At 51.6% G+C, this 24,644-nt stretch carries 29 protein-coding genes; 22 read left to right on the forward strand and 7 right to left on the reverse strand.

Going from position 1 to position 24,644, the window contains the following annotated elements; genetic code table 11:
* Position 1 precedes the first annotated feature (1 nt).
* Genes MKO97_RS11780 through MKO97_RS11790 form a run of 3 tightly spaced genes read left to right on the forward strand, consistent with a single transcriptional unit; the run spans position 2 to position 2,407 of the window.
* Complete coding sequence (locus MKO97_RS11780; RefSeq protein ID WP_241103411.1) at positions 2-547, forward strand: GNAT family N-acetyltransferase; 546 nt, start codon at positions 2-4, stop codon at positions 545-547.
* Between the two features lie 4 nt (positions 548-551).
* The gene (gene pepT / locus MKO97_RS11785) at positions 552-1,829 is read left to right on the forward strand and encodes a peptidase T (RefSeq protein WP_241103412.1); all 1,278 of its coding nucleotides are present in this window, start codon (positions 552-554) and stop codon (positions 1,827-1,829) included.
* The gene (locus tag MKO97_RS11790; RefSeq protein ID WP_241103413.1) at positions 1,826-2,407 is read left to right on the forward strand and encodes a YdeI family protein; all 582 of its coding nucleotides are present in this window, start codon (positions 1,826-1,828) and stop codon (positions 2,405-2,407) included. The genes pepT and MKO97_RS11790 overlap by 4 nt, the downstream gene beginning before the upstream one ends.
* 590 nt (positions 2,408-2,997) lie before the next feature.
* Here MKO97_RS11790 and yajC read toward each other — a convergent pair.
* The 4 genes from yajC to MKO97_RS11810 form a co-directional block, all read right to left on the reverse strand.
* The gene (gene yajC / locus MKO97_RS11795; RefSeq protein WP_241103414.1) at positions 2,998-3,264 is read right to left on the reverse strand and encodes a preprotein translocase subunit YajC; all 267 of its coding nucleotides are present in this window, start codon (positions 3,262-3,264) and stop codon (positions 2,998-3,000) included.
* A gap of 18 nt (positions 3,265-3,282) precedes the next feature.
* On the reverse strand, positions 3,283-3,696 hold the full coding sequence (locus MKO97_RS11800; RefSeq protein ID WP_241103415.1) for a DUF1573 domain-containing protein: 414 nt from the start codon (positions 3,694-3,696) through the stop codon (positions 3,283-3,285).
* A 14-nt stretch (positions 3,697-3,710) separates the two neighbouring features.
* Positions 3,711-4,616, reverse strand: coding sequence for a transcription antitermination factor NusB (gene nusB / locus MKO97_RS11805; protein WP_241103416.1), 906 nt, complete (start codon positions 4,614-4,616; stop codon positions 3,711-3,713).
* A gap of 106 nt (positions 4,617-4,722) precedes the next feature.
* Complete coding sequence (locus MKO97_RS11810; RefSeq protein WP_305879415.1) at positions 4,723-5,826, reverse strand: Glu/Leu/Phe/Val dehydrogenase dimerization domain-containing protein; 1,104 nt, start codon at positions 5,824-5,826, stop codon at positions 4,723-4,725.
* Between the two features lie 195 nt (positions 5,827-6,021).
* Between MKO97_RS11810 and MKO97_RS11815 the strand changes: the two genes are divergently transcribed.
* Both MKO97_RS11815 and MKO97_RS11820 read left to right on the forward strand, forming a co-directional pair.
* Complete coding sequence (locus MKO97_RS11815) at positions 6,022-7,797, forward strand: ABC transporter ATP-binding protein (protein ID WP_241103417.1); 1,776 nt, start codon at positions 6,022-6,024, stop codon at positions 7,795-7,797.
* A 69-nt stretch (positions 7,798-7,866) separates the two neighbouring features.
* Entirely contained in the window at positions 7,867-8,241 is a 375-nt protein-coding gene (locus MKO97_RS11820) for a PUR family DNA/RNA-binding protein (protein ID WP_241103418.1), read from the forward strand.
* 27 nt (positions 8,242-8,268) lie between these two features.
* On the opposite strand, the gene MKO97_RS11825 is transcribed toward MKO97_RS11820, so the two are convergent.
* Positions 8,269-8,610, reverse strand: coding sequence for a tRNA-binding protein (locus MKO97_RS11825; RefSeq protein ID WP_241103419.1), 342 nt, complete (start codon positions 8,608-8,610; stop codon positions 8,269-8,271).
* Between the two features lie 155 nt (positions 8,611-8,765).
* Here MKO97_RS11825 and MKO97_RS11830 point away from each other — a divergent pair, with 155 nt between their 5' ends.
* Both MKO97_RS11830 and MKO97_RS11835 read left to right on the forward strand, forming a co-directional pair.
* On the forward strand, positions 8,766-10,178 hold the full coding sequence (locus MKO97_RS11830) for a glycogen synthase (protein ID WP_241103420.1): 1,413 nt from the start codon (positions 8,766-8,768) through the stop codon (positions 10,176-10,178).
* A gap of 3 nt (positions 10,179-10,181) precedes the next feature.
* The gene (locus MKO97_RS11835) at positions 10,182-11,459 is read left to right on the forward strand and encodes a glucose-1-phosphate adenylyltransferase (RefSeq protein WP_241103421.1); all 1,278 of its coding nucleotides are present in this window, start codon (positions 10,182-10,184) and stop codon (positions 11,457-11,459) included.
* A 63-nt stretch (positions 11,460-11,522) separates the two neighbouring features.
* Here MKO97_RS11835 and MKO97_RS11840 read toward each other — a convergent pair whose 3' ends face one another.
* Both MKO97_RS11840 and MKO97_RS11845 read right to left on the reverse strand, forming a co-directional pair.
* Complete coding sequence (locus tag MKO97_RS11840; protein ID WP_241103422.1) at positions 11,523-11,825, reverse strand: cytochrome c; 303 nt, start codon at positions 11,823-11,825, stop codon at positions 11,523-11,525.
* Between the two features lie 60 nt (positions 11,826-11,885).
* Positions 11,886-12,818, reverse strand: coding sequence for a peptidylprolyl isomerase (locus MKO97_RS11845; protein WP_241103423.1), 933 nt, complete (start codon positions 12,816-12,818; stop codon positions 11,886-11,888).
* A 36-nt stretch (positions 12,819-12,854) separates the two neighbouring features.
* Here MKO97_RS11845 and MKO97_RS11850 point away from each other — a divergent pair, with 36 nt between their 5' ends.
* The 15 genes from MKO97_RS11850 to MKO97_RS11920 all read left to right on the forward strand — a co-directional run bounded on the left by MKO97_RS11850 (position 12,855) and on the right by MKO97_RS11920 (position 24,538).
* On the forward strand, positions 12,855-13,922 hold the full coding sequence (locus tag MKO97_RS11850) for a T9SS type A sorting domain-containing protein (RefSeq protein WP_241103424.1): 1,068 nt from the start codon (positions 12,855-12,857) through the stop codon (positions 13,920-13,922).
* Positions 13,923-14,016: 94 nt separating this feature from the next.
* Positions 14,017-14,697, forward strand: a complete 681-nt coding sequence (trmD, locus tag MKO97_RS11855; protein ID WP_241103425.1) for a tRNA (guanosine(37)-N1)-methyltransferase TrmD — start codon at positions 14,017-14,019, stop codon at positions 14,695-14,697.
* Between the two features lie 281 nt (positions 14,698-14,978).
* Positions 14,979-15,329: a 50S ribosomal protein L19 gene (gene rplS, locus MKO97_RS11860; protein ID WP_241103426.1), complete on the forward strand. Its 351-nt coding sequence runs from the start codon at positions 14,979-14,981 to the stop codon at positions 15,327-15,329.
* A gap of 615 nt (positions 15,330-15,944) precedes the next feature.
* The gene (locus tag MKO97_RS11865; RefSeq protein ID WP_241103427.1) at positions 15,945-16,676 is read left to right on the forward strand and encodes a cyclopropane-fatty-acyl-phospholipid synthase family protein; all 732 of its coding nucleotides are present in this window, start codon (positions 15,945-15,947) and stop codon (positions 16,674-16,676) included.
* On the forward strand, positions 16,676-17,350 hold the full coding sequence (locus tag MKO97_RS11870) for a ZIP family metal transporter (protein WP_241105527.1): 675 nt from the start codon (positions 16,676-16,678) through the stop codon (positions 17,348-17,350). The genes MKO97_RS11865 and MKO97_RS11870 overlap by 1 nt, the downstream gene beginning before the upstream one ends.
* 269 nt (positions 17,351-17,619) lie before the next feature.
* Positions 17,620-18,450, forward strand: a complete 831-nt coding sequence (gene murQ / locus MKO97_RS11875; protein WP_241103428.1) for an N-acetylmuramic acid 6-phosphate etherase — start codon at positions 17,620-17,622, stop codon at positions 18,448-18,450.
* A 233-nt stretch (positions 18,451-18,683) separates the two neighbouring features.
* Positions 18,684-18,902 (forward strand): DUF6095 family protein, encoded by a 219-nt coding sequence (locus MKO97_RS11880; RefSeq protein WP_241103429.1) that lies wholly within the window; start codon positions 18,684-18,686, stop codon positions 18,900-18,902.
* The gene (locus MKO97_RS11885) at positions 18,902-19,474 is read left to right on the forward strand and encodes a pentapeptide repeat-containing protein (RefSeq protein ID WP_241103430.1); all 573 of its coding nucleotides are present in this window, start codon (positions 18,902-18,904) and stop codon (positions 19,472-19,474) included. The genes MKO97_RS11880 and MKO97_RS11885 overlap by 1 nt, the downstream gene beginning before the upstream one ends.
* Positions 19,471-20,046 (forward strand): DUF1572 family protein, encoded by a 576-nt coding sequence (locus MKO97_RS11890; protein WP_241103431.1) that lies wholly within the window; start codon positions 19,471-19,473, stop codon positions 20,044-20,046. Before MKO97_RS11885 ends, MKO97_RS11890 begins: the two co-directional genes overlap by 4 nt.
* On the forward strand, positions 20,046-20,438 hold the full coding sequence (locus MKO97_RS11895) for a DNA topoisomerase IV (RefSeq protein WP_241103432.1): 393 nt from the start codon (positions 20,046-20,048) through the stop codon (positions 20,436-20,438). Before MKO97_RS11890 ends, MKO97_RS11895 begins: the two co-directional genes overlap by 1 nt.
* Before the next feature lie 8 nt (positions 20,439-20,446).
* Complete coding sequence (locus MKO97_RS11900; protein ID WP_241103433.1) at positions 20,447-21,226, forward strand: TerC family protein; 780 nt, start codon at positions 20,447-20,449, stop codon at positions 21,224-21,226.
* A 78-nt stretch (positions 21,227-21,304) separates the two neighbouring features.
* Positions 21,305-21,679 carry a hypothetical protein gene (locus MKO97_RS11905; RefSeq protein WP_241103434.1) on the forward strand — a complete coding sequence of 125 codons (375 nt, stop codon included), beginning with the start codon at positions 21,305-21,307 and terminating at the stop codon, positions 21,677-21,679.
* A gap of 69 nt (positions 21,680-21,748) precedes the next feature.
* Positions 21,749-22,546: an MbnP family protein gene (locus MKO97_RS11910; protein WP_241103435.1), complete on the forward strand. Its 798-nt coding sequence runs from the start codon at positions 21,749-21,751 to the stop codon at positions 22,544-22,546.
* Positions 22,530-23,582 carry a cytochrome-c peroxidase gene (locus MKO97_RS11915; protein WP_241103436.1) on the forward strand — a complete coding sequence of 351 codons (1,053 nt, stop codon included), beginning with the start codon at positions 22,530-22,532 and terminating at the stop codon, positions 23,580-23,582. The genes MKO97_RS11910 and MKO97_RS11915 overlap by 17 nt, the downstream gene beginning before the upstream one ends.
* Positions 23,579-24,538 (forward strand): transporter, encoded by a 960-nt coding sequence (locus MKO97_RS11920; RefSeq protein ID WP_241103437.1) that lies wholly within the window; start codon positions 23,579-23,581, stop codon positions 24,536-24,538. Before MKO97_RS11915 ends, MKO97_RS11920 begins: the two co-directional genes overlap by 4 nt.
* The last annotated feature ends 106 nt before the right edge of the window (positions 24,539-24,644 follow it).

Below are 24,644 nucleotides of genomic sequence, written 5' to 3' on the forward strand. Positions count from 1 at the left end.
CATGCCCGTACTCTTCCAGACAGAACGCTTGTTGCTACGGGAATTTACCCTGGAGGATGCCGAGGCGTTGTTCGAACTGAACGCTGATCCGGAGGTGATCCGCTACACCGGTGATCCACCTTTCGAGTCGATAGCTGCCGCGCGTGCGTTCCTCGAAAACTACAACGCCTATCGCCTGACGGGAATGGGTCGATGGATGGTGACGCGTGTATCTGACGGTGCGGTTTTGGGTTGGTGTGGACTCAAATCCGAACAAAACGAGGTTGACCTGGGCTATCGGCTGCACCGCCGTTTCTGGGGACACGGGTATGCCACGGAAGCTGCCATGGCGTGCCTGGAACACGGATTTCATCGTCTTAACCTCGACAGTATCATCGGTCGCGTGGTAGCGGAAAATACGGCTTCCCGTGGTGTGCTGCTGAAATGCGGGATGGTATTTGAGCGGGAAGTCGACTGCCACCAGCATCCGGCGTTGCAATTTCGCATTCGAAAGCCTGATTTCCATCCAACCAAAACCTACTCCTTCGTACCTTCGCAAAAACAATAACATCATGCAACACCTTATCGATCGCTTCGTCAGTTATGTGACGATCGACACCGAATCGGACGCAAACTCCAAAACCGTACCGAGTACAGAAAAACAATTGGTACTCGCCGAATTGCTCGAAAAAGAACTTATCCAAATAGGCCTGACCGATGTAACCCGTGACGAAAACGGCTACGTCATGGGCACCCTTCCTTCCAATGTATCGCACGACGCTCCTGTGATCGGCTTTGTATCCCACTACGATACCTCGCCTGACTTTACGGGCGCCAACGTCAAGCCACAGATCGTTCCGGATTACGACGGCGGTGACATCGTATTGAATAAAGACCTTGATATCGTCCTCTCCCCTTCCTACTTCAAGGATTTGTTGCTTTACCGCGGACAAACCCTCATCACGACCGATGGTACGACCCTGCTCGGGGCCGATGACAAAGCCGGGTTGACGGAAATTGTGTCTGCGATGGAATACCTCATACAGCATCCTGAGATACCGCACGGCACCATCCGCGTTGGGTTTACACCTGACGAAGAAATCGGTCGCGGGGCGGATCTTTTCGACGTCGAGAAGTTCGGCGCGCAATGGGCCTACACCATGGACGGCAGCCAGGTTGGGGAACTCGAATATGAGAACTTCAACGCGGCGGGCGTAAAGATCGTCTTCCACGGAAAAAGCGTGCACCCGGGTTATGCAAAAGGAAAGATGATCAACTCGATGTTGATTGCGAATGATTTCATTTCACAACTTCCCAAAAAAGAAGTGCCGCAGGAAACCAAAGGATATGATGGCTTTTTCCACGTTACGGGCCTGACGGGCAGTATCGAGGAAACCAAAGTGGAATTGATTATCCGTGACCACGATATGAAACTGTTCAAAGAGCGGAAGAAATTCGTGCGGAAGATTGTATCGAAGATCAACAAGAAATTCGCCAAGCAATTCGGAGGCGACATCGCCACGCTGGAAATGACCGACCAATACTACAACATGCGTGAGAAGGTCGAACCGGTGAAGTATATTGTGGACATCGCAGAGAAAGCGATGCGTGACCTCGGAATCGAACCACTCATCAAGCCGATCCGCGGTGGAACCGACGGTTGCCGTTTGAGTTACATGGGGCTTCCGTGTCCGAATATCTTCGCGGGCGGACACAACTTTCACGGTAAATATGAATATGTACCGGTCGAAAGCATGCAAAAAGCAGTGGACGTCATCGTGCGGATTGCCGAGTTGACAGCGGATCCGTCCTATATGAAGAAAGTCGTACGAAAGGCAAAGAAAAAATGACAGAGCAGCGGCACGTTTGGGATAAGGTAGGGAAATGGGACAATGAATTGACCCTCCTGGCCGACATCATTGCCAAGACACCGCTGACGCAGACGGTCAAGTGGGGCGCGCCCGTCTACACCTACCAAAACCGCAATGTGGTGGGCCTCGGGGGCTTCAAGCACTTCTTCGCGGTATGGTTTTTCAATGGTGTGTTCCTGCGGGATGAAGCCAACGTATTGGTCAATGCCAACGAAGGCGTTACGAAATCGCTGCGGCAGTGGCGGTTTACCGATGCGAGCCAAATCGACGAAAAGAAACTGCTTGCCTACATACAGGAAGCGATTGCCGTCGAAGAACAGGGCAAGGCGGTCAAGCCCGAACCGAAGTCGTTTCCGGTGCCCGACGCGCTGGCGGCCGAATTCGACAAAGACCCGGCTTTCAAAGCCGCCTTTGATGCCCTGACACGCGGACGGCAGAACGACTATCTTGAGTATATCGGCGACGCCAAACAGGAAAAAACACAGCTTGCCCGCCTTGACAAAATCAAACCGATGGTGTTGGAGGGCGTTGGGTTGAACGATAGGTATAGAGGGTAGTGGAAGAAAGTAGGCAGTAGGAAGTAAGCAGTAGGAAGTAGGCAGTAGGCAGTAGTCAGTAGTCAGTAGTCGGTAGTCGGTAGTCAGTGGTCAGTGGTTAGGAGTTGGGAGTTGGGAGTTGGGAGTTGGGAGTTGGGAGTCAGGGGTTGGTGGTCGGCAGACTGCGTTCAAGACCTTGCTACTTACATCTTACTTCTCCTTTACCTAAAGCGAAAAGAGGCCGTTTGGGAAGCTTTGTGTGTCTTCCTATACGCTTCATACACGCTATATACACGACATAAACACGACATATATACGACATATATACGCTATATATACGCTTTATTCAGGCAGTATCCCTTGGGTTGACCTGGCCTGAAATAATGTAACGGTGTAATCAAACCCGGGTAGCCGACATGCTTTACCTTACATCATGTAGTCTTATTACGTAATGTTCCCCTGTCTACTTGTTACAAACAGCTATTTAAGCAATAGAATCGTACGCTTTAGATTGTCGATAAAAAAAAGAGGCTGTCCTTTTGAGACAGCCTCCTTTTTTTTTCAGATAGCCTGCGGACTTCTCCTCAGTCCAAGCGCTCAGCGAGTCGCGCTTATTTCTTCTCGTTCAGCTTCGCGCTCATCTCCATGGAAATGGCGGAACGCTCCATTTTGATTTTACCGGCCATCGTTTCGATTACGACCGTAGTGTCGGCCATTTCGGCGATTTTACCGTGGATACCGCTTTTCGTAATGATGCGGTCGCCTACTTTCAGGCTGCTTTCAAATGCTTTTTCTTTCTTCATGCGTTGCTGTTGTGGTCGTATCATAAAGAAGTAAAATACGACGACCATGGCAACGATGGGCAATAATGATTCCATTTCGTTTGGTTTTGGATGTTAGTTTTTGGGTGCCTCGCCGTTCAGGTCGGCAATGTGGCCCGTGATGTAAATGGTTTCGTCACCCTTGTCGATGTTCGCGAGCAGGGTTACGCTTTTGCGGATATCGCCCCGCTTGCCTTTCGAGTTAAAGGAAACCTTGATTTTTCCTTTCTGTCCCGGCGCGATTTTTTCTCCCTTCGGAAACTCCGGCACGGTGCAGCCGCATGAGCCCTTCGCATCCCGGATGATTAGGTCAGAGCCGCCCGTGTTGGTAAAGGTGAATTCGTGTACGCTGATGGAGTTCGGTGCGATCTCCCCAAAGTTGTACTCTTTTTCGTCAAACGTGATAGCAGCCGAATGGTCTTTCTTTTCGTTTTTACAGGCCGTCGTGAGCACGAATACAGCCAACATCCCAAATACGATTTTTTTCATGATGATAGGTAGATTTAGAGAAGTCCGCGACCTGTTTTGTTCAACCGGTCCGACTCCATGAATTCTTTTGCCAGATTATCGAGGATCCCGTTGATGAAGATGGAACTCTTGGGTGTAGAATATTCCTTTGCAATCTCTACGTATTCGTTTATCGTCACCTTCATCGGAATCGACGGAAACTTCAGGAACTCGCAGATGCCCATTTTCAGGATGATCGTATCCACTTCCGCAATCCGGTCGGTGTCCCAGTTGGGTGTTTTGTCGAGGTATTCTTTGGCCAGTTCGGTTTCGTTCAGCACGGTGCGTCGGAACAAATCGCGGATGAATTCCCGATCTTCCTCGTCTTTGAACAACGGCTCCACGCGAAACGGCACGCCTTCCTTCATACTCCGTAACTGCTTGACCACATTGGTATTGACCACCGGAATATCGTCACTCCATGTCAGTTTGTGGTCTTCCAGGTAATCGTACAGCTTATCATTCGGTGCGATTACCTCTTCGTACAGGTCTATGATGAACGAACGGTCCTCTGCAAACGAAGACTTCTTCCGTTCCATATAGTCGGTGTATAAAGCGCTTTGCTTGATCTCTTTGAGCAACAACAGGATGTAATCGTCGTTCAGTTTCCAGTTGTTGATTTTTCGCTCTTCGAGTGCGGCGGTAAGTGAGGTGCTGTCTTCCAGCGCCCGAAGTACCCTGTTCTCTACAAACTTGCGATCGGGGTTGCGTTCCGCGGCCGTTGCAAGGTGTTTGCGGCTGGAGACCTCGAGGAACTCGGCCTCCGCACGTCGTATTTCGACCAATGCCGACAAGAGCATCAGGTAGAGGTCTTGAACGATGTCGATGCTGTTTCGGAGAAAACGCTCCTGCGCATCGAGATCATCGGATTCGTTTTGATGCATCGCGTAAATGGATTGCATCACTTTTACGCGGATATGTCGCCTGTTTAACACCTGAAGAACTTTAAAAAATAAGGGCGGATGCACTACTACATCCGCCCGCAAAAATAAGAATATTATCGTATGCTTACGACGCGCCCTGTTCCTTTTTTCGGTCGTCGATGCGTTTCTGTGCGATTGACATGGCTGCCTGTTGCGTGGTGATACCGGTTGCATCGGCAAGGGCGAAGATCTCGAGCGTGGTGTTGTAGATGTTTTCCGTACGACGCAGGGCTTCACCTTCCGCATACTTCACGATTTCACCATATACATTAATGATACCGCCGGCGTTGATGAGGAAGTCAGGCGCATAGGCGATGCCACGCTCACGAAGGATTTTGCCGTGAACCGACTCATTGGCGAGCTGGTTGTTGGCCGCACCTGCCACCACCTGGGCTTTGATACGGTATACGGTGTCATCGTTGATGGTGGCGCCAAGGGCACACGGCGCATAGATGTCGACATCGGCATCGTATACATCGTCGGTAAAGATGGTAGCGTTGTATTTTTTAGCGACTTCCTCCAGACGGCTTTGGCTGATATCCGCGATCAAAACACGGGCTCCGTCATGTGTCAGGTGCTTCACGAGGGTTTCGCCAACGTGTCCGATGCCCTGGACGAGAACCGTGCGTCCGTCAAGATTATCCGATCCCAAACGGTATTTGGCAGCGGCTTTCATTCCCATATAAACGCCATACGCTGTTACCGGCGATGGATTTCCGGAACCGCCTTTGCTTTCTGATACGCCTGTTACGAACGGTGTCACTTCACGGATCAGGTCCATGTCTTGTGTCGTCGTACCCACATCTTCCGCCGTAATGTACTTCCCGCTGAGCGAGTGTACGAACTGACCGAAACGGGTCATCATCTCAGGTGTTTTGTCCACCTTCGCATCACCCATGATGACCGCTTTTCCGCCTCCGAGGTTGAGTCCGGTGATGGCCGACTTATACGTCATCCCGCGGGAAAGACGCAACACGTCGTTCAATGCTTCCCATTCGTTGGCATAATTCCACATGCGTGTGCCACCCAAGGCTGGGCCGAGGACGGTGTTGTGGACACCGATTATTGCTTTCAAACCCGTATCTTTGTCGTGACAAAAAACGATTTGCTCGTGGTTGTCGAAAGACATCTGACCGAATACGGGATCCATTTTCTTTACGTCGCCTGGGGTAAGCACTTCTGTAATCATATCAGCAAATAATTTTGATGCATTGTCAAAAAAGACGGTACAAATGTAGGGTTTAAATCAAAACTTCGCCTTTAAAAACGGTTTTTTTTGGCAATGCACTAACATAAACGACCGTTCGGGAATAAAAAGGAAATTTTACTTTTTTTAACTTTTTAACACTTTATTGTTAAAGATTCCGATAGTTGCCACCACATCATGAGAGAACTGCAGTATTTAAACAAATATTTCTTCAAGTATAAATATCACTTTTTGGTCGGGATCGTCACCACGATTGTCGCCCAGATATTTTACTCACTCACCCCGCGTTTCGTGCGGGAATCATTCAAGGTCGTCGAAGAGTATGTCGCCCAGTCGAAAAAGTCGGGTAATGCCCTTGACTTGCCGATACTCAAGTCGCATCTGGCTGACAACATCCTATTGATTTTAGGAACGGCGTTGATAGCGGGTATCCTGACCTTCCTCATGCGGCAAACCCTTATCGTAATGTCGCGCCACATCGAGTTCGATTTAAAAAACGAAGTGTTCCGGCAGTATGAGCGACTTGACCAGGACTTCTACAAACGGAACCGCACCGGCGACCTCATGAACCGCATCAGCGAGGATGTGGGTAAAGTACGGATGTATGTCGGTCCGGCGGTGATGTACACCATCAACACGCTCGTACGTTTTATCGTCGTGATCGCGTTCATGTGCAGTGTATCGCCTGAACTCACGCTTTGGACGGTGCTTCCCCTTCCCCTGCTCTCGTATGTGATTTTCAAACTTAGCACGAGCATCAATCGGAAGAGTACGGCCTTCCAGCAGAACCTCTCGAAACTTTCCACCTTTTCACAGGAACTCTTTTCGGGGATCCGCGTCGTAAAAGCCTATTCGTTGGAACCCAAACAGGCGGAAAACGTGGCCCAGCTATCGGAAGAAAGCCGCGCCCGCAGTATGGACCTCGCGAAGGCCAATGCGCTGTTCGGTCCGCTGATGATCGCCCTTATCGGTGTCAGTAACCTCGTCGTCATTTATTATGGCTCGGTCATGTATCTTGACGGGCGGATCACGCACCTGGGCACCATAGCCGAATTCATCCTTTATGTCAACATGCTCACCTGGCCGGTGGCGTCGTTGGGCTGGGTGACCTCGATGGTGCAGGAAGCGGAGGCGTCGCAAAAGCGGATCAACGAGTTTTTGCTCATCAACCCCGACATCCAGAATAAAGCGAGTGGACATGACGCCATTGCCGGGGAAATCCGTTTTGAGAATGTGAGCTTTACGTATGCCGACACGGGTATCAAGGCACTGGAAAACGTCTCGTTCACGATAGGAAAAGGAGAAACGCTGGCGATATTGGGCCGCACCGGATCGGGGAAATCCACCTTACTGTCGCTGATCGGGCGGTTGTATGACAGCACGGAAGGACAAATACTTATAGACGGAAAGCCCATCGCCGAGGTCAACCTGTTCGACTTGCGCCACAGCATCGGTTTTGTGCCGCAGGATGCTTTTCTGTTTTCGGACACCATCGAGAACAACATCCGGTTCGGCCGCGAAGATGCCACCGAAGAGGAAGTGCATGAGGCCGCGCGCATGGCCGTCGTGCACGATAACATCATCGGCTTTGCCCAACAATACCAGACGCTTCTGGGCGAGCGGGGCATTACGCTGTCGGGCGGACAAAAGCAGCGGGTATCGATCGCCCGGGCCTTTATCAAAGATCCCCAAATCCTCCTGCTTGACGATGCTCTGTCAGCCGTAGATACCGAAACCGAAGAACGCATCCTGCACCACCTTGCCGACTTCCGCAAGCACCGCACGACGCTTATCGTGAGCCACCGCGTTTCATCGGCCAAAGACGCCGATCGCATCCTGATTCTCGACCAGGGACGTATCGTGCAGCAAGGCACTCATACAGCGCTATTAAACGAAGAAGGCTATTATCGCGAGTTGTACCTGAAGCAGCTTTCCGAAAAAGAAATCGTATAAAATCTTGGTCGTTTGCGATTTTTTTTCCATTTTTGGAACACTACAGTAACCACCAAACGATTAGCATACATGAGAGAAAACGACATGCTGGAAAAGGAAGAAATCTTTTCCAAGGTATTGCGGGCAGGACGGCGCACCTACTTTTTTGACGTTCGCGCCACCCGGGCAGAAGACTACTATCTCACGATTACCGAAAGTAAAAAGTTCACCGAGGAAGACGGTTCCTTCCACTTCAAAAAACACAAGATTTACCTCTATAAGGAAGACTTCGCTGCCTTCCGCGACATCCTCGATGAGATGACGTCGTATGTACTCGACAGCAAAGGTGAAGAAGTGATTTCGGAACGACACCAAAAAGACTTCAAGCGCGAGTATGGTGAAGACGAAACGGATGCGGCTCCATTAGACAAGAGTTTCACCGATATCAGCTTTGACGATATTTGATTATACCCCGGCACCCGCCGGGTTTTTTTATGCAATCCGAAGTCCGTTCGCTACCGGTTGGCCGGGTTGCAAAAGGGTAACGCCATCAGGGGCCACCGCACCCAACACGAGGCACTCACTTATGAAAGGGCCAATTTGTTTGGGAGGGAAATTGAGTACGGCTATCACCTGTTTTCCCACCAAGGTCTCCGGCGTGTAGAAGGCCGTGATTTGTGCCGAGGTTTTCCGGATGCCAAACGGGCCGAAATCGATGCGGAGTTTAAGGGCGGGCTTCCGTGCTTCCGGAAACGGTTGGGCTTCCAGGACGGTGCCTACGCGCATTTCGATCTTCTCAAAGTCGTGCCAGTCAATGGTTGCACTGTCGTTCATTTTATACCTATATCGTTAGTGTGACGTAAAGCTAGTCGAAACCGTCGAAACACCAACGGGTCGGCCGCTTCGTTTCCTTTGTTTTACCCTTCTTTAAATTTATCGCAACTTCGGTCACAACGTCATTTTTTTCGTACTTTGGTAAAAAACTCGACATGACCTTTTACCACATCAGTGCCGAATGCTATCCCGTAGCGAAAGTGGGCGGACTGGCGGACGTTGTGGGCGCCCTGCCGAAATACCAAAAGAAGCTCGGATACGACGCCCGGGTCGTCATGCCCGCCTACGACAACAAGTTCACGAGAGAGAACGAGTTTCTGTCTGTACACAAAGGGAAAGTACGGCTGGGCTGGTTTGTATTCAGCTATGAAGTGTTGAGGGAAGCGACGGACAAGCTGGGATTCGGATTGTATGTCATCGCGATTCCGGAGTTGTTCGACCGTCCGAATGTCTATTCCTATGAAGATGACACCGAACGGTTTACCGCCTTCCAGATTGCCTTTTTGAACTGGTTGATCGAAAGCGGGCAACGTCCGGACCTGCTGCACTGCCACGACCATCATACGGGGTTGATCCCGTTTATGGTGCAGCATTGCTATAATTACCATGAGCTTCAACGTACGCCCTTGGTCGTGACCATCCATAATGGGCAATACCAGGGATGGTTTGGGTTCGATAAGTTGCACTACCTTCCTGACTTCGATCGCTCGCGTACCGGTTTCCTTGAATGGGGTGGCATGATCAACCCGCTGGCCGCTGCCATCAAATGTGCGTGGAAAGTCACGACTGTGTCGCCCAGCTACCTCGATGAGATCGCAAGTTCGGCCAACGGACTCGAAAACCTCCTGCGCTGGGAACGACCGAAATCAGTGGGATTGTTGAACGGCATCGACACGGAAGTCTGGAACCCTGCGACCGACCCGATGCTGGCGGCCCATTACGATAGCGCAACTGCGGCAGCAGGAAAGAAAGCCAATAAGGAACACCTTTGCTCCCAATTCGGACTTGATCCGGAACGGCCCCTTTTCGTTTTTATCGGACGTTTGGTGCATGAAAAAGGCGCCGATTTATTGCCTACCGCATTTGGACATTCGCTTACGCATTACCAGGACGCCATTAGCCTGTTGGTGCTCGGTTCGGGGGATCCGTCGGTCGAACAGCAACTCGAAACGCTGAAGGCGTATTTTCCCTCCAGCTATAACGCCTACATCGGCTACAATGAAACCTTGTCACATTTGATGTATGCCGGCGCCGACTTCCTCCTGATGCCCTCGCGGGTAGAACCGTGTGGCCTCAACCAGATGTATGCGCTACGATACGGTACGGTTCCGATCGTACGACGAACGGGCGGACTCAAAGATACCGTGATTGACTTCGGTGATGGTGGATTTGGCATTTGCCATGACCAGGCCAGCGTTTTTGACATCAATTATTCCATCGACCGTGCAATGGGATTATATGCTGACGAGGCGCGGTTTGCGTCGATCCGCGATTATGTTATGGGCATCGACCATTCGTGGGATGCCGTGGCCGACGATTATATACGACTATACCAATCTTTACAATAAACCATGAGCAAAAGTACATTAGCCATTATTCTCGGCGGCGGACAAGGATCGCGCCTGGCGCCCCTGACGGAAAGTCGTTCGAAGCCCGCCGTACCGATTGCGGGTAAATACCGACTGGTCGACATCCCGATTTCGAATTGTATCAATTCGGATATCAAGCGGATGTTCGTCCTGACGCAGTTCAACTCGGCGTCCCTTAACCAACACATTAAGAACACCTATCATTTCAGTCATTTCAGTACGGCCTTCGTCGACATTCTCGCGGCGGAGCAGACGGTTGAAAACCCCGGCTGGTTCCAGGGGACGGCGGATGCGGTGCGACAGTGTATGACCCATTTCCTGAACCACGAGTTCGACTACGCGCTGATCTTGTCGGGTGACCAGTTGTATCAGATGAACTTCAACGATATGATCGCCGCCCACGCTGCCAGTGGGGCCGATATTTCGATTGCGACCTTACCGGTAACGGCGAAAGAAGCACCCGAATTCGGTATTTTGAAGACCGACGGACAGAATTTCATCACCTCATTCGTTGAGAAGCCGCATGCGGATCTGTTGCCGCATTGGACGTCGGAGACCAGCGACGAAATGAAGGCGGAAAACCGTCATTTCCTGGCGTCGATGGGTATCTATATTTTCAATCGCGATTTGCTGGTGGAATTGATGTCGGACCCCGACACTAAAGACTTTGGAAAGGAAATCATTCCGCAGGCGATCGGCCACCGACGCGTGCTGAGCTTCCCGTATGAAGGCTACTGGACCGACATCGGAAACATCGATTCGTTCTTCGAGGCGAACCTGGGCCTTACGGACGATATTCCGAAGTTCAACCTGTTTGACAATTCGAGTAAGATCTATACCCGTGCCCGCGTGCTGCCGCCGTCGAAAATTGGAGGGAAAACCTCTTTGGAACGTACGGTTTTGGCGGAAGGATGTATCATCAACGGCGCGCATATCGAGCACTCGGTCATCGGCATCCGAAGCCGGATCGGGCGAGATTGTGTCATCCGCAATTCGTACCTGATGGGTAATGATTACTATCAAAACCTCGACGAAATCACCCATAATGACGAACGCCATGTCATCAATATCGGTATCGGAGAACGCTGCCAGATCAACAATGCCATCATCGATAAGAACTGCCGGATCGGCAACGATGTGCGGCTGGAAGGCGGACCGCATCTTCCGAATACGGCGACGCCATTGTATGCCATCAAAGACGGTATCATCGTGGTTAAGAAAGGTGTTACGCTGCCGGACGGTTTCTGCGTGCCGGAGTAACCCCTCTTTTACATAACAAAGGGCTACCAAATGGTAGCCCTTTTTGTTGTGGTGCCCTAACCGTTATTTCGCGTAGACGTCAAGATACGACTTGATTTTTGCCATATCGTCATTGTTAAGTTTGGCTTTAGGCTGCATCTCGGCGAGAATGGGCTTCCATTCGGTTTTAGAGAAATCGTTCGGTGCGAACAACTTGTGGCATTTGCCGCAGTTGTTTTCATACAATTGGTGTCCTTCTTCCTGTTGTGCCGTTAAAGGCGCAGCGGGTGCCGGAGGAGGTGGCGGCGGTGGAGCCGCTTTGCCGGCGCCGCAGGAAACGGCCATGGCCGCGAGTGCGCATCCGGCGAGTAAACGGAGTGTCTTCATCGTGTTTGGTTTCGGTAAATATAAAAAAAGCATCCGGATCGGATGCTTTTGGTGGTTCGTTTACTTGACGTCCATCAACTCGACGTCGAAAATCAGGACGGCGTTCGGCGGGATAACGCCCCCTGCACCGGCCGAGCCATACCCGAGGTGCGGCGGGATCACGAAGCGCGCTTTGTCGCCTATGCGAAGTAGGGCGATGCCTTCGTCCCACCCTTCGATTACCATTCCGCGACCGAGTGGGAATTCGATCGGCTTTTTGCGGCTGTAGGAATTATCGAAGATGCGCCCGTTTTCGAGTTGGCCGCTATAGTGTACGGATACTGTTTTTCCTTTTTCCGCCTGTTTTCCGTTTCCTTTCTGAATGAATTGGTAGCGCAAACCGCTTTCCGTTTTCTCGAATCCGGCGGCAAGTGCCTCCAGACGGCTTTCGGCGGCGGCACGTTCGGCGGCCAGTCTTTTTTCGCGTGAGCCTTCGAACGTACGGAACGCTTCGACCGCATTCCATTTTGCGGCTTCGTCGCCTACGCGGACGATTTCGACGCTGTCGAGCGAATCGCCCTGTGCAATGCTATCGACGACCTCCTGCCCTTCTACGACGGTTCCGAAGACGGTGTGTTTGTCGTCAAGCCACGGTGTTGCCACGTGGGTGATGAAGAATTGGGAACCGTTCGTTCCGGGTCCGGCGTTTGCCATTGACAGCACTCCTGGACCGTCATGACGCAGGTCGGGGTGGAATTCATCGTCGAACTTGTAGCCCGGGCCTCCGGTGCCGACTCCGTCCGGGCATCCGCCCTGGATCATAAAATCGGGAATAACCCGGTGGAATTTGAGTCCGTCATAATACGGTTTCCCTTGCGGGCGCGCCGTATTCTCGAGGTTTCCTTCTGCGAGTGCCACGAAGTTACCAACGGTACCTGGTGTGAGTTCGGGCGTGAGCTTCACGGTGATGCTGCCCTTTGGTGTATTGAATTTTGCGTAAATGCCGTTTTCCATATTTGCTTAAATTGGACGCAAAATTACGGAATCGGGATGTCATTACAAGCAAAAGCCAAAAGCTTCACCCTTACGGCAGCGATTTTATCGTTTGCATCTGCCTATGGGCAGACCTTTTTTGTGAACCGGCTTATTGACGTTCCGATAGAGAACCGTTTGTATAGCGTGGAGTTGTCGACGGGCGTAGCGACAGAAATTTCCATTTGCCCACCCTACCTGGCCCCTGACAACGCTCCGGACCTACAGTATCTTGACATGGCAGAGGATGCGAATGGCAACCTGTGGTTCGTGACGGGGACCGGCGCCCTGTACCGATACGAACCTTCCACCGGGGACTGTAAATACAAAGGTACGTTTGGACAGGTCATCAATGCACTTGAAGCCGATGTGCTAGGGCACCTCTATGCCGCCGGAAACCAAAACGGCATCTGTACGCTGCTTCGATATGATATCGCCTCGCAGGTCTTCTCGACCATCGGTGATTTTAATCCCGGAGTGTATTCATCGGGTGATTTGTTCTATTTTGAGAATCGGTTGTTTCTGTGCTGCATGAACGATAGTATGACAGCGGGCAGCCTTGTGGAAGTAAATGTGGTAACGCCCAGTCAAAGTTGTGGTGTTATGGAGTTGGGGCCGGTGCTCCCCTTTGGCGCCTTCACCCTGACGACCGGTGGCGTGTCGCAACCTTACCTTGTAAGCTATGAAGGACCCGCCTCATTTAGCGTGCGGGCCCTTGACGTCACCAATGAAACGGTCGGAAGTGTGCTGTTTTCGCTGCCTTTTACGGTGGTGGGTGCCGCTCGTTTTTACCCACAATCGAACACTCCGTTACCCTGCTTTACCGGTCTTCCTGATTTCGACAGAAGCGATTGCCTTCAGCTTACCAACCCGGTCAGGGAGCGGATTGCGATAACGACGGATTTACAACCGGAGTTCATCGACGGTAGTCTCTTATATGACGCGACCGGACGTGTTGTTAAACGGTCGGGTGCCGGACAGGTGCCCGATTTTGACGTGTCGGCCATTGAGGAAGGGATGTATTTTTTGGAAGTACACCTTGCGGATGGCAGTCGTTGTGGCAAAACGGTCATCGTCAGGCGGTGAACCGGGGGCAGTCGCAGTAGGCAGTGGACAGTGGACAGTGGGCAGTGGGCAGTGGGCAGTAGGCGGGGTTCGGTTGATTCATTACCTTTGCGCCATGCGAATCGACATTATTACGGTATTACCGGAACTGCTTCGGAGTCCGTTTGAGGGCTCCATCATGAAACGCGCCATCCAGAAGGGATTGGTGGAGGTGCACATCCATAATTTGCGCGATTATACGACCCAGAAACAGAAATCGGTGGACGATTACCAGTTTGGCGGCGGTGCCGGGATGGTGATGATGATCCAGCCGATCGACGATTGCATTACGAAGCTGAAATCGGAACGTACGTACGATGAAATCATTTACATGACGCCGGATGGGGAAACCCTGAACCAGCAAATGGCGAACCGGATGTCGTCGTATGAAAACATCATTATTTTGTGCGGACATTATAAAGGTGTGGACCAACGGGTGCGCGACCACTTTATCACGAAGGAGATTTCGATTGGCGATTATGTGCTGAGTGGCGGCGAGTTGGGCGCTTTGGTGCTATCGGATGCGTTGATACGCCTGATACCGGGCGTGTTGAGCGACGAAACATCGGCGCTGACCGACAGTTTCCAGGACAACCTGCTGGCGCCACCTGTTTACACGCGCCCGGCTGAATACAAAGGTTGGAAAGTGCCGGAGGTGCTGTTGAGCGGACACGCGGCGAAAATCGAGCAGTGGCGGGAGGAAATGGCGTATACGCATACGAAAGAGCGGCGACCGGACCTGCTGGAGAAGGGTTGAGTTTTGAGGGTTGAGTTTTGAGTTCTTGGCTTCAAAATTTTGATTGTTACTCTTTTAGGGAGGTGCCGTCGTCAGGCAACGGGACGTTTTAGCCCGTCAGAGGTTCACTTTTTAAACCCAAAATGAGTAAGTATCGTGAACTTACGATGTTACGTGTAAAAAAACTCAAAACTCAACACCCAAAACTCAAAACTAATTCTTACTTTTGCCACCGCATTGGCCCAACCTCTGGCGAGAATCGTGAAAGTTGCGCTGAGTTAAACATTTAAACCATCATTGTCATGGCAGATTTGATGACGTTCGTAGAGAACGAATTTATCGCAAAAAAAGACTTTCCTGAATTCAGCGCGGGTGATACCATCACCGTGTACTATGAAATCAAGGAAGGTGAAAAAACACGTACGCAGTTTTTCAAAGGCGTCGTAATCCAACGCAGAGGTTCAGGTTTGACCGAAACGTTTACCATCCGCAAAATGTCAGGTGCTGTAGGTGTAGAGCGTATCTTCCCTGTAAACCTGCCTGCTTTGCAGAAAATCGAAATCAACAAAAAAGGTCACGTGCGTCGCGCCCGTATCTTCTACTTCCGCGAACTTACTGGTAAAAAAGCTAAGATTAAGGATAAAAGGATGTAAGAGGCCTTGTAGTGAAAATAAGATCCCGTCATTTGGCGGGATTTTTTTTTGGGGCCGCGAAGGCGCGAAGACACGAAGAATAGCGTATGGTGTGAAAGCAGTTTAAAAATATGGAGATCTGGCTTTTGAGGAAGGGGCTATGAAGGTTTCATGCCGCGAAGGCGCGAAGACACGAAGAATAGCGTATGGTGTGAAAGCAGTTTAAAAATATGGAGATCTGGCTTTTGAGGAAGGGGTTGTGAAGGTTTCATGCCACGAAGGCGCGAAGACACGAAGATTAGTTTTGTGAGAACGTGTTTGAAAATACACACGATCTCGCTTTTTAGGAATGACGTAGTGAAGGTTTCATGCCACGGAGGCGCGAAGGCACGAAGCATATTTCTGCGCGAAAGCTTAGTGAAGTTTTCCTGCCACGAAGGTGCGAAGGCACGAAGCGCGACACATGAAATCAAATCCGATTACCGTAAAACGCAACCGTTCCCGTCTGCCAAATTTATACGCCACACTTTGGGTCCTCATGGAAAAAAATCGCCAATACCCCTATTTCGGTGCTGAAGGAACGAAGGCCAAGCCCAAACCGATGGCGCCTTCGCCGTTTTTTAGTACCTTCGCACTATGCCTGAAACAACAGAAAATTGGTTCGCCTCTTGGTTCGACACCCCGTATTATCACATATTGTATAAGAACCGGGATTATACCGAGGCGCAACTGTTTATCGATACCATCACCCAATACCTGAACCTCGAACCCGGCTCGCGCGTGCTCGATCTGGCCTGCGGAAAAGGACGCCACTCTATCTATCTCAACCAGTTAGGCTATGACGTTACCGGCGTCGACCTTTCCGCTAATAACATTGCGGAGGCCAGCCGGTCGGCGAATGATACCCTGCGGTTCGAACGGCACGACATGCGCGAACCCTTCCCGGGCAAATTTGAAGCCGTGTTCAACCTGTTTACCAGCTTTGGGTATTTCGACGATGATAACGATAACCTGCGTACGCTCCGCGCCATCCAGCAAAACCTCACCGAATCGGGGTTGGCGGTCATCGATTTCATGAACGTCGAAGCCGTATTGCCGCACCTCGTGCCCGAAGAGACCAAAACCATCGACGGCATCGATTTCCATATACGGAAAGCGTTTGACGGGCGTTATATCCTGAAACACATCGACTTCACGGCCGACAACCAGTCGTATTCCTTCACAGAAAAAGTACGCGCGTTCACCCTCGCCGATTTCGAAGCCATGATCGAAGAAACCGGCAGCTACCTGCTTGATGTCTTCGGCGATTACAAACTTCGGAAATACCATAAGTCCGAAAGTCCACGCCTCATCTTAGTTTTCAAATGATCCGCTACCTCCTGCCCTTCCTGGCTGTTATTCTCGGATATACGGGCATGTTATTCTTCCGTCCGGAGCATCGGGTTGGACTCAAACTATTACTTGCATTTAGCGGTTCTTTCCTTCTGTCGGTTACGGTATTACATCTCATTCCGGAAGTGTATGTCGGGGCGACGAATTACCTCATTCCCGGCCTCTGCATCATGGGTGGCATCCTGCTGCAAATTGTGCTTGAGTTCTTCTCACAGGGTGCGGAACACGGCCATACCCACGGACACGGCCGGATGGCGCACATCCCCTGGGCACTTTTTGCCAGCCTTTGCCTGCACGCCTTCCTCGAAGGACTCGCGGTCAACGACAACCAGATGGCCATCGGCATCGCCGTGCACCACCTCCCTATTGCACTGATCCTGACCGGTTTTTTCCTGAATTCGCATCTGGCCAAGCCGGCGATTTTTCTTTTCATGCTGACGTTCGCCGCGATGACGCCGCTGGGCACCTTCCTGGCAACGCAATTGCCCGAAGGGTTGGGTGACCTCCACCGCCCGCTCATGGCACTTGTCATCGGCGTGCTGTTCCACATCTCATCGACCATCATCTTCGAAGCCAGCGAAAACCACAAATTCAACCTCGCCAAAACGGGCATGATCCTCCTCGGCATCGGCCTGGCGGCTTTCCTGTAAGGAGTTTGGGCGTTGCCGCGCTTCACCTATTATCTACACTATCACGTTCGTCCGCGCGGCCGGGCTGTCTGCTATAGCTTTTTGCCTTTGCACATTTCGCGAGGCTACGCACCTACCCGCTCCCTCCTACCGTTCCACAACCGCAGGCAAAAAGGCTGCCGCGCCCATCCCTAACGCGGGTAACTTCTTCCTTGACGTATATGGGAATATCAACAGATGGAGTTTGTCGCACGGGCATTTCCGATTACCTTTGTAAGAACGCTTTGTATATGGCCGATTTCGTCAAAACCACCGAACAACCTTCCCATTACGACCACCTCGAAACCCTGTCGGTGGCCGAACTGCTCGACGGCATCAACCGTGAAGACCAGACCGTTCCGCACGCCGTGCAGAAAGCACTGCCCCAGATCGGCGCACTGGTCGAAACTGTCGTATCGCAACTGCAGAAAGGAGGACGGCTTTTCTACATCGGCGCCGGCACATCGGGTCGCCTGGGTATCGTCGACGCTTCTGAATGTCCGCCTACGTTTGGCGTGCCGCACGACCTGGTCAACGGCATCATCGCCGGGGGCGACACCGCCATCCGACGCGCCGTAGAAAACGCCGAAGACGATCGCGAACAGGCGTGGCGTGACCTCGACGCAGCCGGTATCGGAACACACGACGTGGTCATTGGCATCGCGGCATCGGGCACCACACCGTATGTCATCGGTGGACTCGAAGCCTGCAACGCGCGTGGCATCCTGACCGGGTGTATCACGTGCAACGAAGGGAGTCCGTTGGCGCTCACCGCCCAGTTTCCCGTTGTCGTAGTCGTGGGACCTGAGTTCGTAACCGGCAGTTCGCGCATGAAAGCCGGCACCGCCCAAAAACTGGTATTGAACATGATTTCGACCGCTACCATGATCCGGCTGGGCCGCGTGAAAGGCAATAAGATGGTTGACATGCAACTCAGCAACGATAAACTGGTCGACCGCGGCACCCGTATGATTATGGGTGAAATACCCGTTGGCTATGAAGAAGCGGGCCGTTTGCTGCAAACGAATGGTAGTGTGCGGAAAGCGGTGGAAGCATGGAGAGCGATGAACAATGAACAATGAACGATGAACGATGAACAGTGAACAGTGAACAGTGAACAGTGAGCAGTGAACGATGAACGATGAAGAATGGAGGACGTAGTAAGAATGGAGGATATAGAATGAATCGGCTAATATGAACCGGTTACCCTGAACTATCTACTGTCGACTGTCAACCCTCAACCCTCAACCATCAACCATCAACCATCAACCATCAACCATCAACCATCAACTATCAACTATCAACTATCAACCCCGTGTCTAACCGCCTACTTCTCAATAAAGGAATCAAGTACCTCGCGTTTTCCCTCCCGTTGACCTTCATTGGTCCGTCAGTCATTTACAACGCGTTCATGAACCAGCATACCGCGTGGCACTACCTGGTATTGGCAATCGGGGTTGTAATGTGTTTGGCGGCGATGTTCCTGATGTTCAAGGGTATCATGACGGTCGTTAAAAGTCTTTTTGGAAACTAATGGAAGAATTGCTGTATATCGACCGTGAGTTCGTCCGGGTCAACCTGATCGGGGCGACCATTCAAAACCGCGAGTTTGATGGTTGCACGTTTCGCAACTGCGACTTTTCCCAGACCACCTTCCGCGACTGCAGTTTCATTGACTGTACGTTTCACGACTGCAACCTGTCGATGGCGCAGTTGCCCGCGACTGCGCTGAAAAAAGCCGACTTCGTGGCATGTAAGCTGCTCGGCATCCGTTTCGATGCCTGCGCCGATTTTCTGTTTGAGGTTGGGTTCACCGGCTGCACGCTCGATTACTCCTGGTTTTCCGGTAAGAAAATGACCAAAACCGTTTTCCGCGACAGTTCACTCAAAGGCGTGAACTTTTCGAAAACCGACCTGTCATCGGCTGCTTTCCCGAACTGTGACCTGTCTGACGCGGTTTTTGACGATACCAAACTCGACGGCGCCGACTTCACCGAAGCGCTCCACTATCGGATTGACCCGGACTTTAATTCATTGAAAAAGGCTACATTCCGTGTAGACGGACTCGAGGGCCTTCTGGAAAAATACCAAATCATCATCAAATGAACGCAGGAAACGCCTATCTCGAAAGCGCGCGCAAGCAGTTTCTGTATTACAAAACGTTGGGCGAAAAGGCCATGCGCCAGCTTGAGCCCGAGCAACTGTTCTATTCGCCAAACGACGACACCAACAGTATCGCGGTAATTGTGCAACACGTGGCCGGCAATATGCTCTCGCGCTGGACCGACTTCCTTACCTCAGACGGCGAAAAGGCATGGCGGAACCGCGACGCTGAATTCGTCGACGCTTACGAATCGGTCGACGCACTTTGGCACGACTGGGACAAAGGCTGGGCGTGCCTGTTTGCTGCCGTTGACCCGTTGACCGACGCTGACCTCGACACGATCATTTACATCCGAAACGAAGGCCATACCGTAGTGGAGGCCATCAACCGGCAATTGGCGCACTACCCTTACCACATCGGGCAGATGGTGTTCTTTGCCAAAATGATCAAGCGGGGCGAGTGGGATAGCCTTTCCATTCCGAAGAACAAATCCATCGATTACAATGCCGGTAAGTTCTCAAAAGAGCGAACCATCCGGAATTTCACCGACGACGAACTCGAAAAACTAAGCTGATGCGCCGTATCCCTTTTTATCACTTTTGTTTGACAGCGGCCGTAATGACAACCTTTCTCAGTTGCCTGCCCCAGCCGGAAACCGATTGCAAAGCCTACCATACGGGACGTTTCCGTTTTGAGCTTGACGTTGACGGTGTGAAGAAAAGCACGGTGCTCGACCGAACCGAAAACTTTCAGTATGAGACCTTTGAGGGTAAGACCGACACCGCCAGCGTGCGCTGGGTAAATGACTGTGAGTTCATCCTGCAAGAGCAGCAGCCTAAATCGGTGTTGCCAAAACGTCCGATCCGGATGAAAATCTTGACGACCTCGAAAAATTCCTATACCTTTGAGTACGGTATCGTGGGGGAAAAAGACACCCGCATCGGCACCGCCTACCGAATTCCATAAAACCACACATGTTCGACGTTTTCCTCAATCCCAACGCCTGGATCGCCTTATTTACTCTCACTTTTCTTGAGATTGTCTTAGGCATCGACAACATCATCTTTATCTCCATTACCACCGGCAAGCTGCCCGTGGCCCAACGAAAAAGAGCCACCAAAATCGGTATGTTCCTGGCGATGTTCATGCGGATCGCGCTGCTGTTTGGTATTTCGATCCTCATCGCGATGAAAAAACCGTGGATCAGCTTCGACTTTGGCTGGATGTCGGGTGGTCTGACGGGGCAGAGTCTCATTCTGCTGTTAGGTGGCCTGTTCCTACTGTATAAAAGCACGAAAGAGATACACGAAAAAGTAGAGGAAAAAGGGCAGGAAGAAAAAGAGCTGAAACGCTCTGCGGCACACAGTTTTGGCAACGTCATCTTCCAGATCATCCTGATCGATATCGTATTTTCGTTTGACAGTATCCTGACTGCCGTCGGTATGACCAGCGGCATCGAGGGAGCGCTGCCCATCATGATCCTGGCCGTTGTAATTGCTGTCATCGTGATGATGCAGTTCGCGGTTCCGGTGGGAACCTTTGTAAACAAGCATCCTACCATCCAGATACTGGCACTTTCGTTTCTGGTCCTGATCGGTTTTATGCTGATTGTGGAAGCGGCCCACTATGCCCATTTCCACCTGTTCGATACCGAAGTCACTTCGATTCCGAAAGGGTATCTTTATTTTGCCATCGCCTTCTCCCTCCTTGTTGAGATGCTGAACATGCGGATGAAAAAAAATAAGACCAAATAAGAAGAAACGGCGAAATAGTAACCAACGTCAGTTTTTCTTCCGGCCGATGTGCCGTACCTTTGCGCGAGCCACGATTTTATGCGCCTGATAATTGCCTTAACCGTCTTCTGCCTCCTGGCCAAACCGGCCTTCCCGGTGCTGGAATACGTGTTGCAATATGACTACATTTCAAAGGTGCTGTGCGAGAATAAAGCAAAACCCGAGCTTCACTGTAACGGTAAGTGTCACCTCATGAAAGAGCTTGCCAAAGCCAGTGAGGCCGACAAAAGCGACAGCCACAAACCGAATGACAAAAAAGGGGGCACTTTCGAGCCTGATTGGGTGTTTTTGTTGACACCCTGTGCCACTGCCCTATCCTATACTATTTCGGGTACAAGCCCGATTGCCGTGCACGCAACGCCCCGTTTGTTGCAACCGGCTTTTGGCGACATCCTGAAGCCGCCCTGTTTCTGATTGCTTTCCTCTTTTGGATCGCTGCCCGTGCAGCCTTCCCCCTTTTTATTCAATTTTTTAAAAGCAATCATGAAAAAATACCTCCTTTTCATGGCGTGTATCGTCATGGGCACAACCGTCGTATCCTGTTCGAACGACGATACCAATACGCCATCCGGCACCGGCAACCTCATTGTAGAATTCGACAATGTGTTCGGCGCAAACGACTTAATCCTGAATACGGCTTCTTATTCGACGTCGCAGAACGAGAACCTGAAGATTTCGCAGGTGAAATATATCGTCAGTAATATCAAACTGACCCGCAAAGACGGTACCATTTTCACCTATCCAAAAGCCGAAAGTTACTTTATTGTAGACGAGACGGATGCAACCACTCACGAACTCGAACTTTCGGGTATTCCGGCTGGTGATTACGAATCGATTTCCTTTGGAATCGGTGTGGATGAAGCCCAATTTAACCTGGGTGCTGACGGACAAGGTAATTTCCTGGCATGGGCAGACAGCGAAGACATGATGTGGTCTTGGAGTGCCGGTTACAAATTTGTCATGTTCGAAGGCATGTTTACATCCCCTACCGTTTCAAGCGACACTATGTTCATGGTCCATACCGGAAAAACGGGGGCTTCCTACAATTATGCCGAGATTACGCTTCCGATGACCAACGACGCACTTGTGCGCACCAACATTACCCCACAGGTACACATCTTTGCGGATGTAGCGAAAATCATCGACGGCACCAACAAAATTTCGTTGACTGCAAATAATATGGGCGGTATGGGTGCGATGATAATGGGAGGCGAGGCTTTGCCACAAATAACAGCCAACCTGCAGGGAATGTTCACCGTCAACCATGTCCACAACGAATAAGTCACTGCTGTGGACAGCCGGCATTGTGGCCTCCGTCTTCCTTGTATCGTGTTCGGACGACGGGGGCTACGAACCGGTGCCGCTTACGATCAGCAATCCGTCGAACTTTCCCCAACCGGTATACGACTTCACCGTCAATCCGCCCACCGAAGCCGGATTTGCGTTAGGGAAAAAGCTGTTTTATGACGGACGTCTGGCGGCAGATGGCGTTGTATCATGTGCGTTCTGTCATATGCAAGCGAACGCATTTACACACCATGGACATAGTCTGAGTCATGGAGTCAACAACGCTGTGGGTACACGCAACGCGCCCCCGTTGCAGAACTTCGCCTGGCAAACCGCGTTTATGTGGGACGGGGCCGCGTCGCACCTCGATACCCAGCCGCTGATCCCGCTGCTGAGCGACGTGGAAATGGCGGGCGACCTCAGCGCGATCGTCGATATGATGAACCGTGACGGCGACTACAAGCGTTTGTTTGCGAAGGCATTCCCGGGTGAAGCTATCGACTCGGAGCATATGCTGAAAGCCCTCGGACAGTTTATGGTGACGCTCCGAAGCACCGATTCGCGATTCGACAAGTACCGCCGTAATGAGGCGGGCGGTGCACTTACGGATCAGGAATTGGCCGGATACGCCACGTTTCAGGCGAAATGCGCTTCCTGCCACGCTACCGACCTGCAAACCGACAACAGCTTCCGGAACAACGGGCTGCCCGTGAATCCGCAGTTACACGACGTCGGGCGCTACCGGGTGACGGAAGATCCTGCAGACCGCTATCGGTTTAAGGTGCCCAGCCTGCGAAACGTTGCCGTGACTGCGCCGTATATGCACGATGGTCGGTTCTATTCGCTTGAGGCCGTATTGGAGCACTACAATTCGGGCGTGGTCGCTTCGCCTACACTCGATCCGTTACTGGCGGGTGATACGCCGGGCATCAGGCTCAATGCGGCTGAAAAGGCGAACCTAGTGGCGTTCCTCCAAACGCTTACTGACACCCATTTTCTCACCAATCCACTTTATTCTGAATACCGATGAAACGACTTATTCTAGTACTCATGATACCGTTTTGGGCGCTGGGCGCTGTTACTGACAGCCTGGTGATCCCCAACTTTGGGCCGCCTCCGAGTGAACTCGCGGTCGCCCGAATGCCGTGTGATGCCTGCGGTTGCTCGGCCAGCGGTGGCAGTATGGGGTTTGCCTCGATGCTGAACAGTCAGTTCGTGGGCGTTCGCTATATGTACCAGCGCTATAAAACGACCGACGGACTCTACGCGAACTCACCGTGGCGTGCGGAAACCTTCCATACGTTACAGTTGTGGGGCCGCATCCCGATTGGCAATAAGTTGAACGTGACCGTCATGGCGCCCTATCACCACAACACGCGTGCGACCGAAACCGGCAGTGAAACGATTGAAGGGCTGGGTGATGTGACGGTATTGGCACTTTATCCGATGTTTTCAACCCTTCACGACACGTTGGCCCGTTTGCCGCAGGAGCTCCGTTTGGGTGCGGGCGTGAAGATTCCAGTGGGAACGTATTCCTCGGACAACAATGGCAGCATCAACCCCGGCTTTCAATTGGGTACCGGAAGTTGGGACGTGCCGCTCGCCGCGGAATACCTGATTACGTACCAAAAATGGGGCGTTAACGCCATGGCGAACTACATCGTCAAAACGGAGAACACCAACGGCTATCGTTTTGGCAATCAGTTCAACTATGCCGGTACTGTATTTTCTTTGCGCGAATCGGGGAATTGGACACTCTCGCCGCAATTGGGTTTTGCCGGCGAAAAGTATGAGAGCAACTACCAACACAACCAGCGGGTGGCAAACACTTCGGGCGACGTCTTCTTTGGCAAGGCCGCCTTCGAAGCGGGTTGGAAGCGTTGGTCGATGGGCACCACGTTGCTGTTGCCGATCTCGCAAAACCTGACGGGCGGCAACGTCGACGCGAAATACCGGATAAGTGTCAATCTGAACTTCTCCCTATAAATCACTTTAGGACAAAAAAAGCACGGAGCAAATCGTTCCGTGCTTTTTATGTTTAGGGTTGAAAGTCGAAAGTCAAAAGTTGAAAGTCGAAAGTCGAAAGTCGAAG

The sequence above is a fragment of the Flavobacterium sp. HJ-32-4 genome, assembly GCF_022532105.1.
GTDB lineage: Bacteria > Bacteroidota > Bacteroidia > Flavobacteriales > Flavobacteriaceae > Flavobacterium.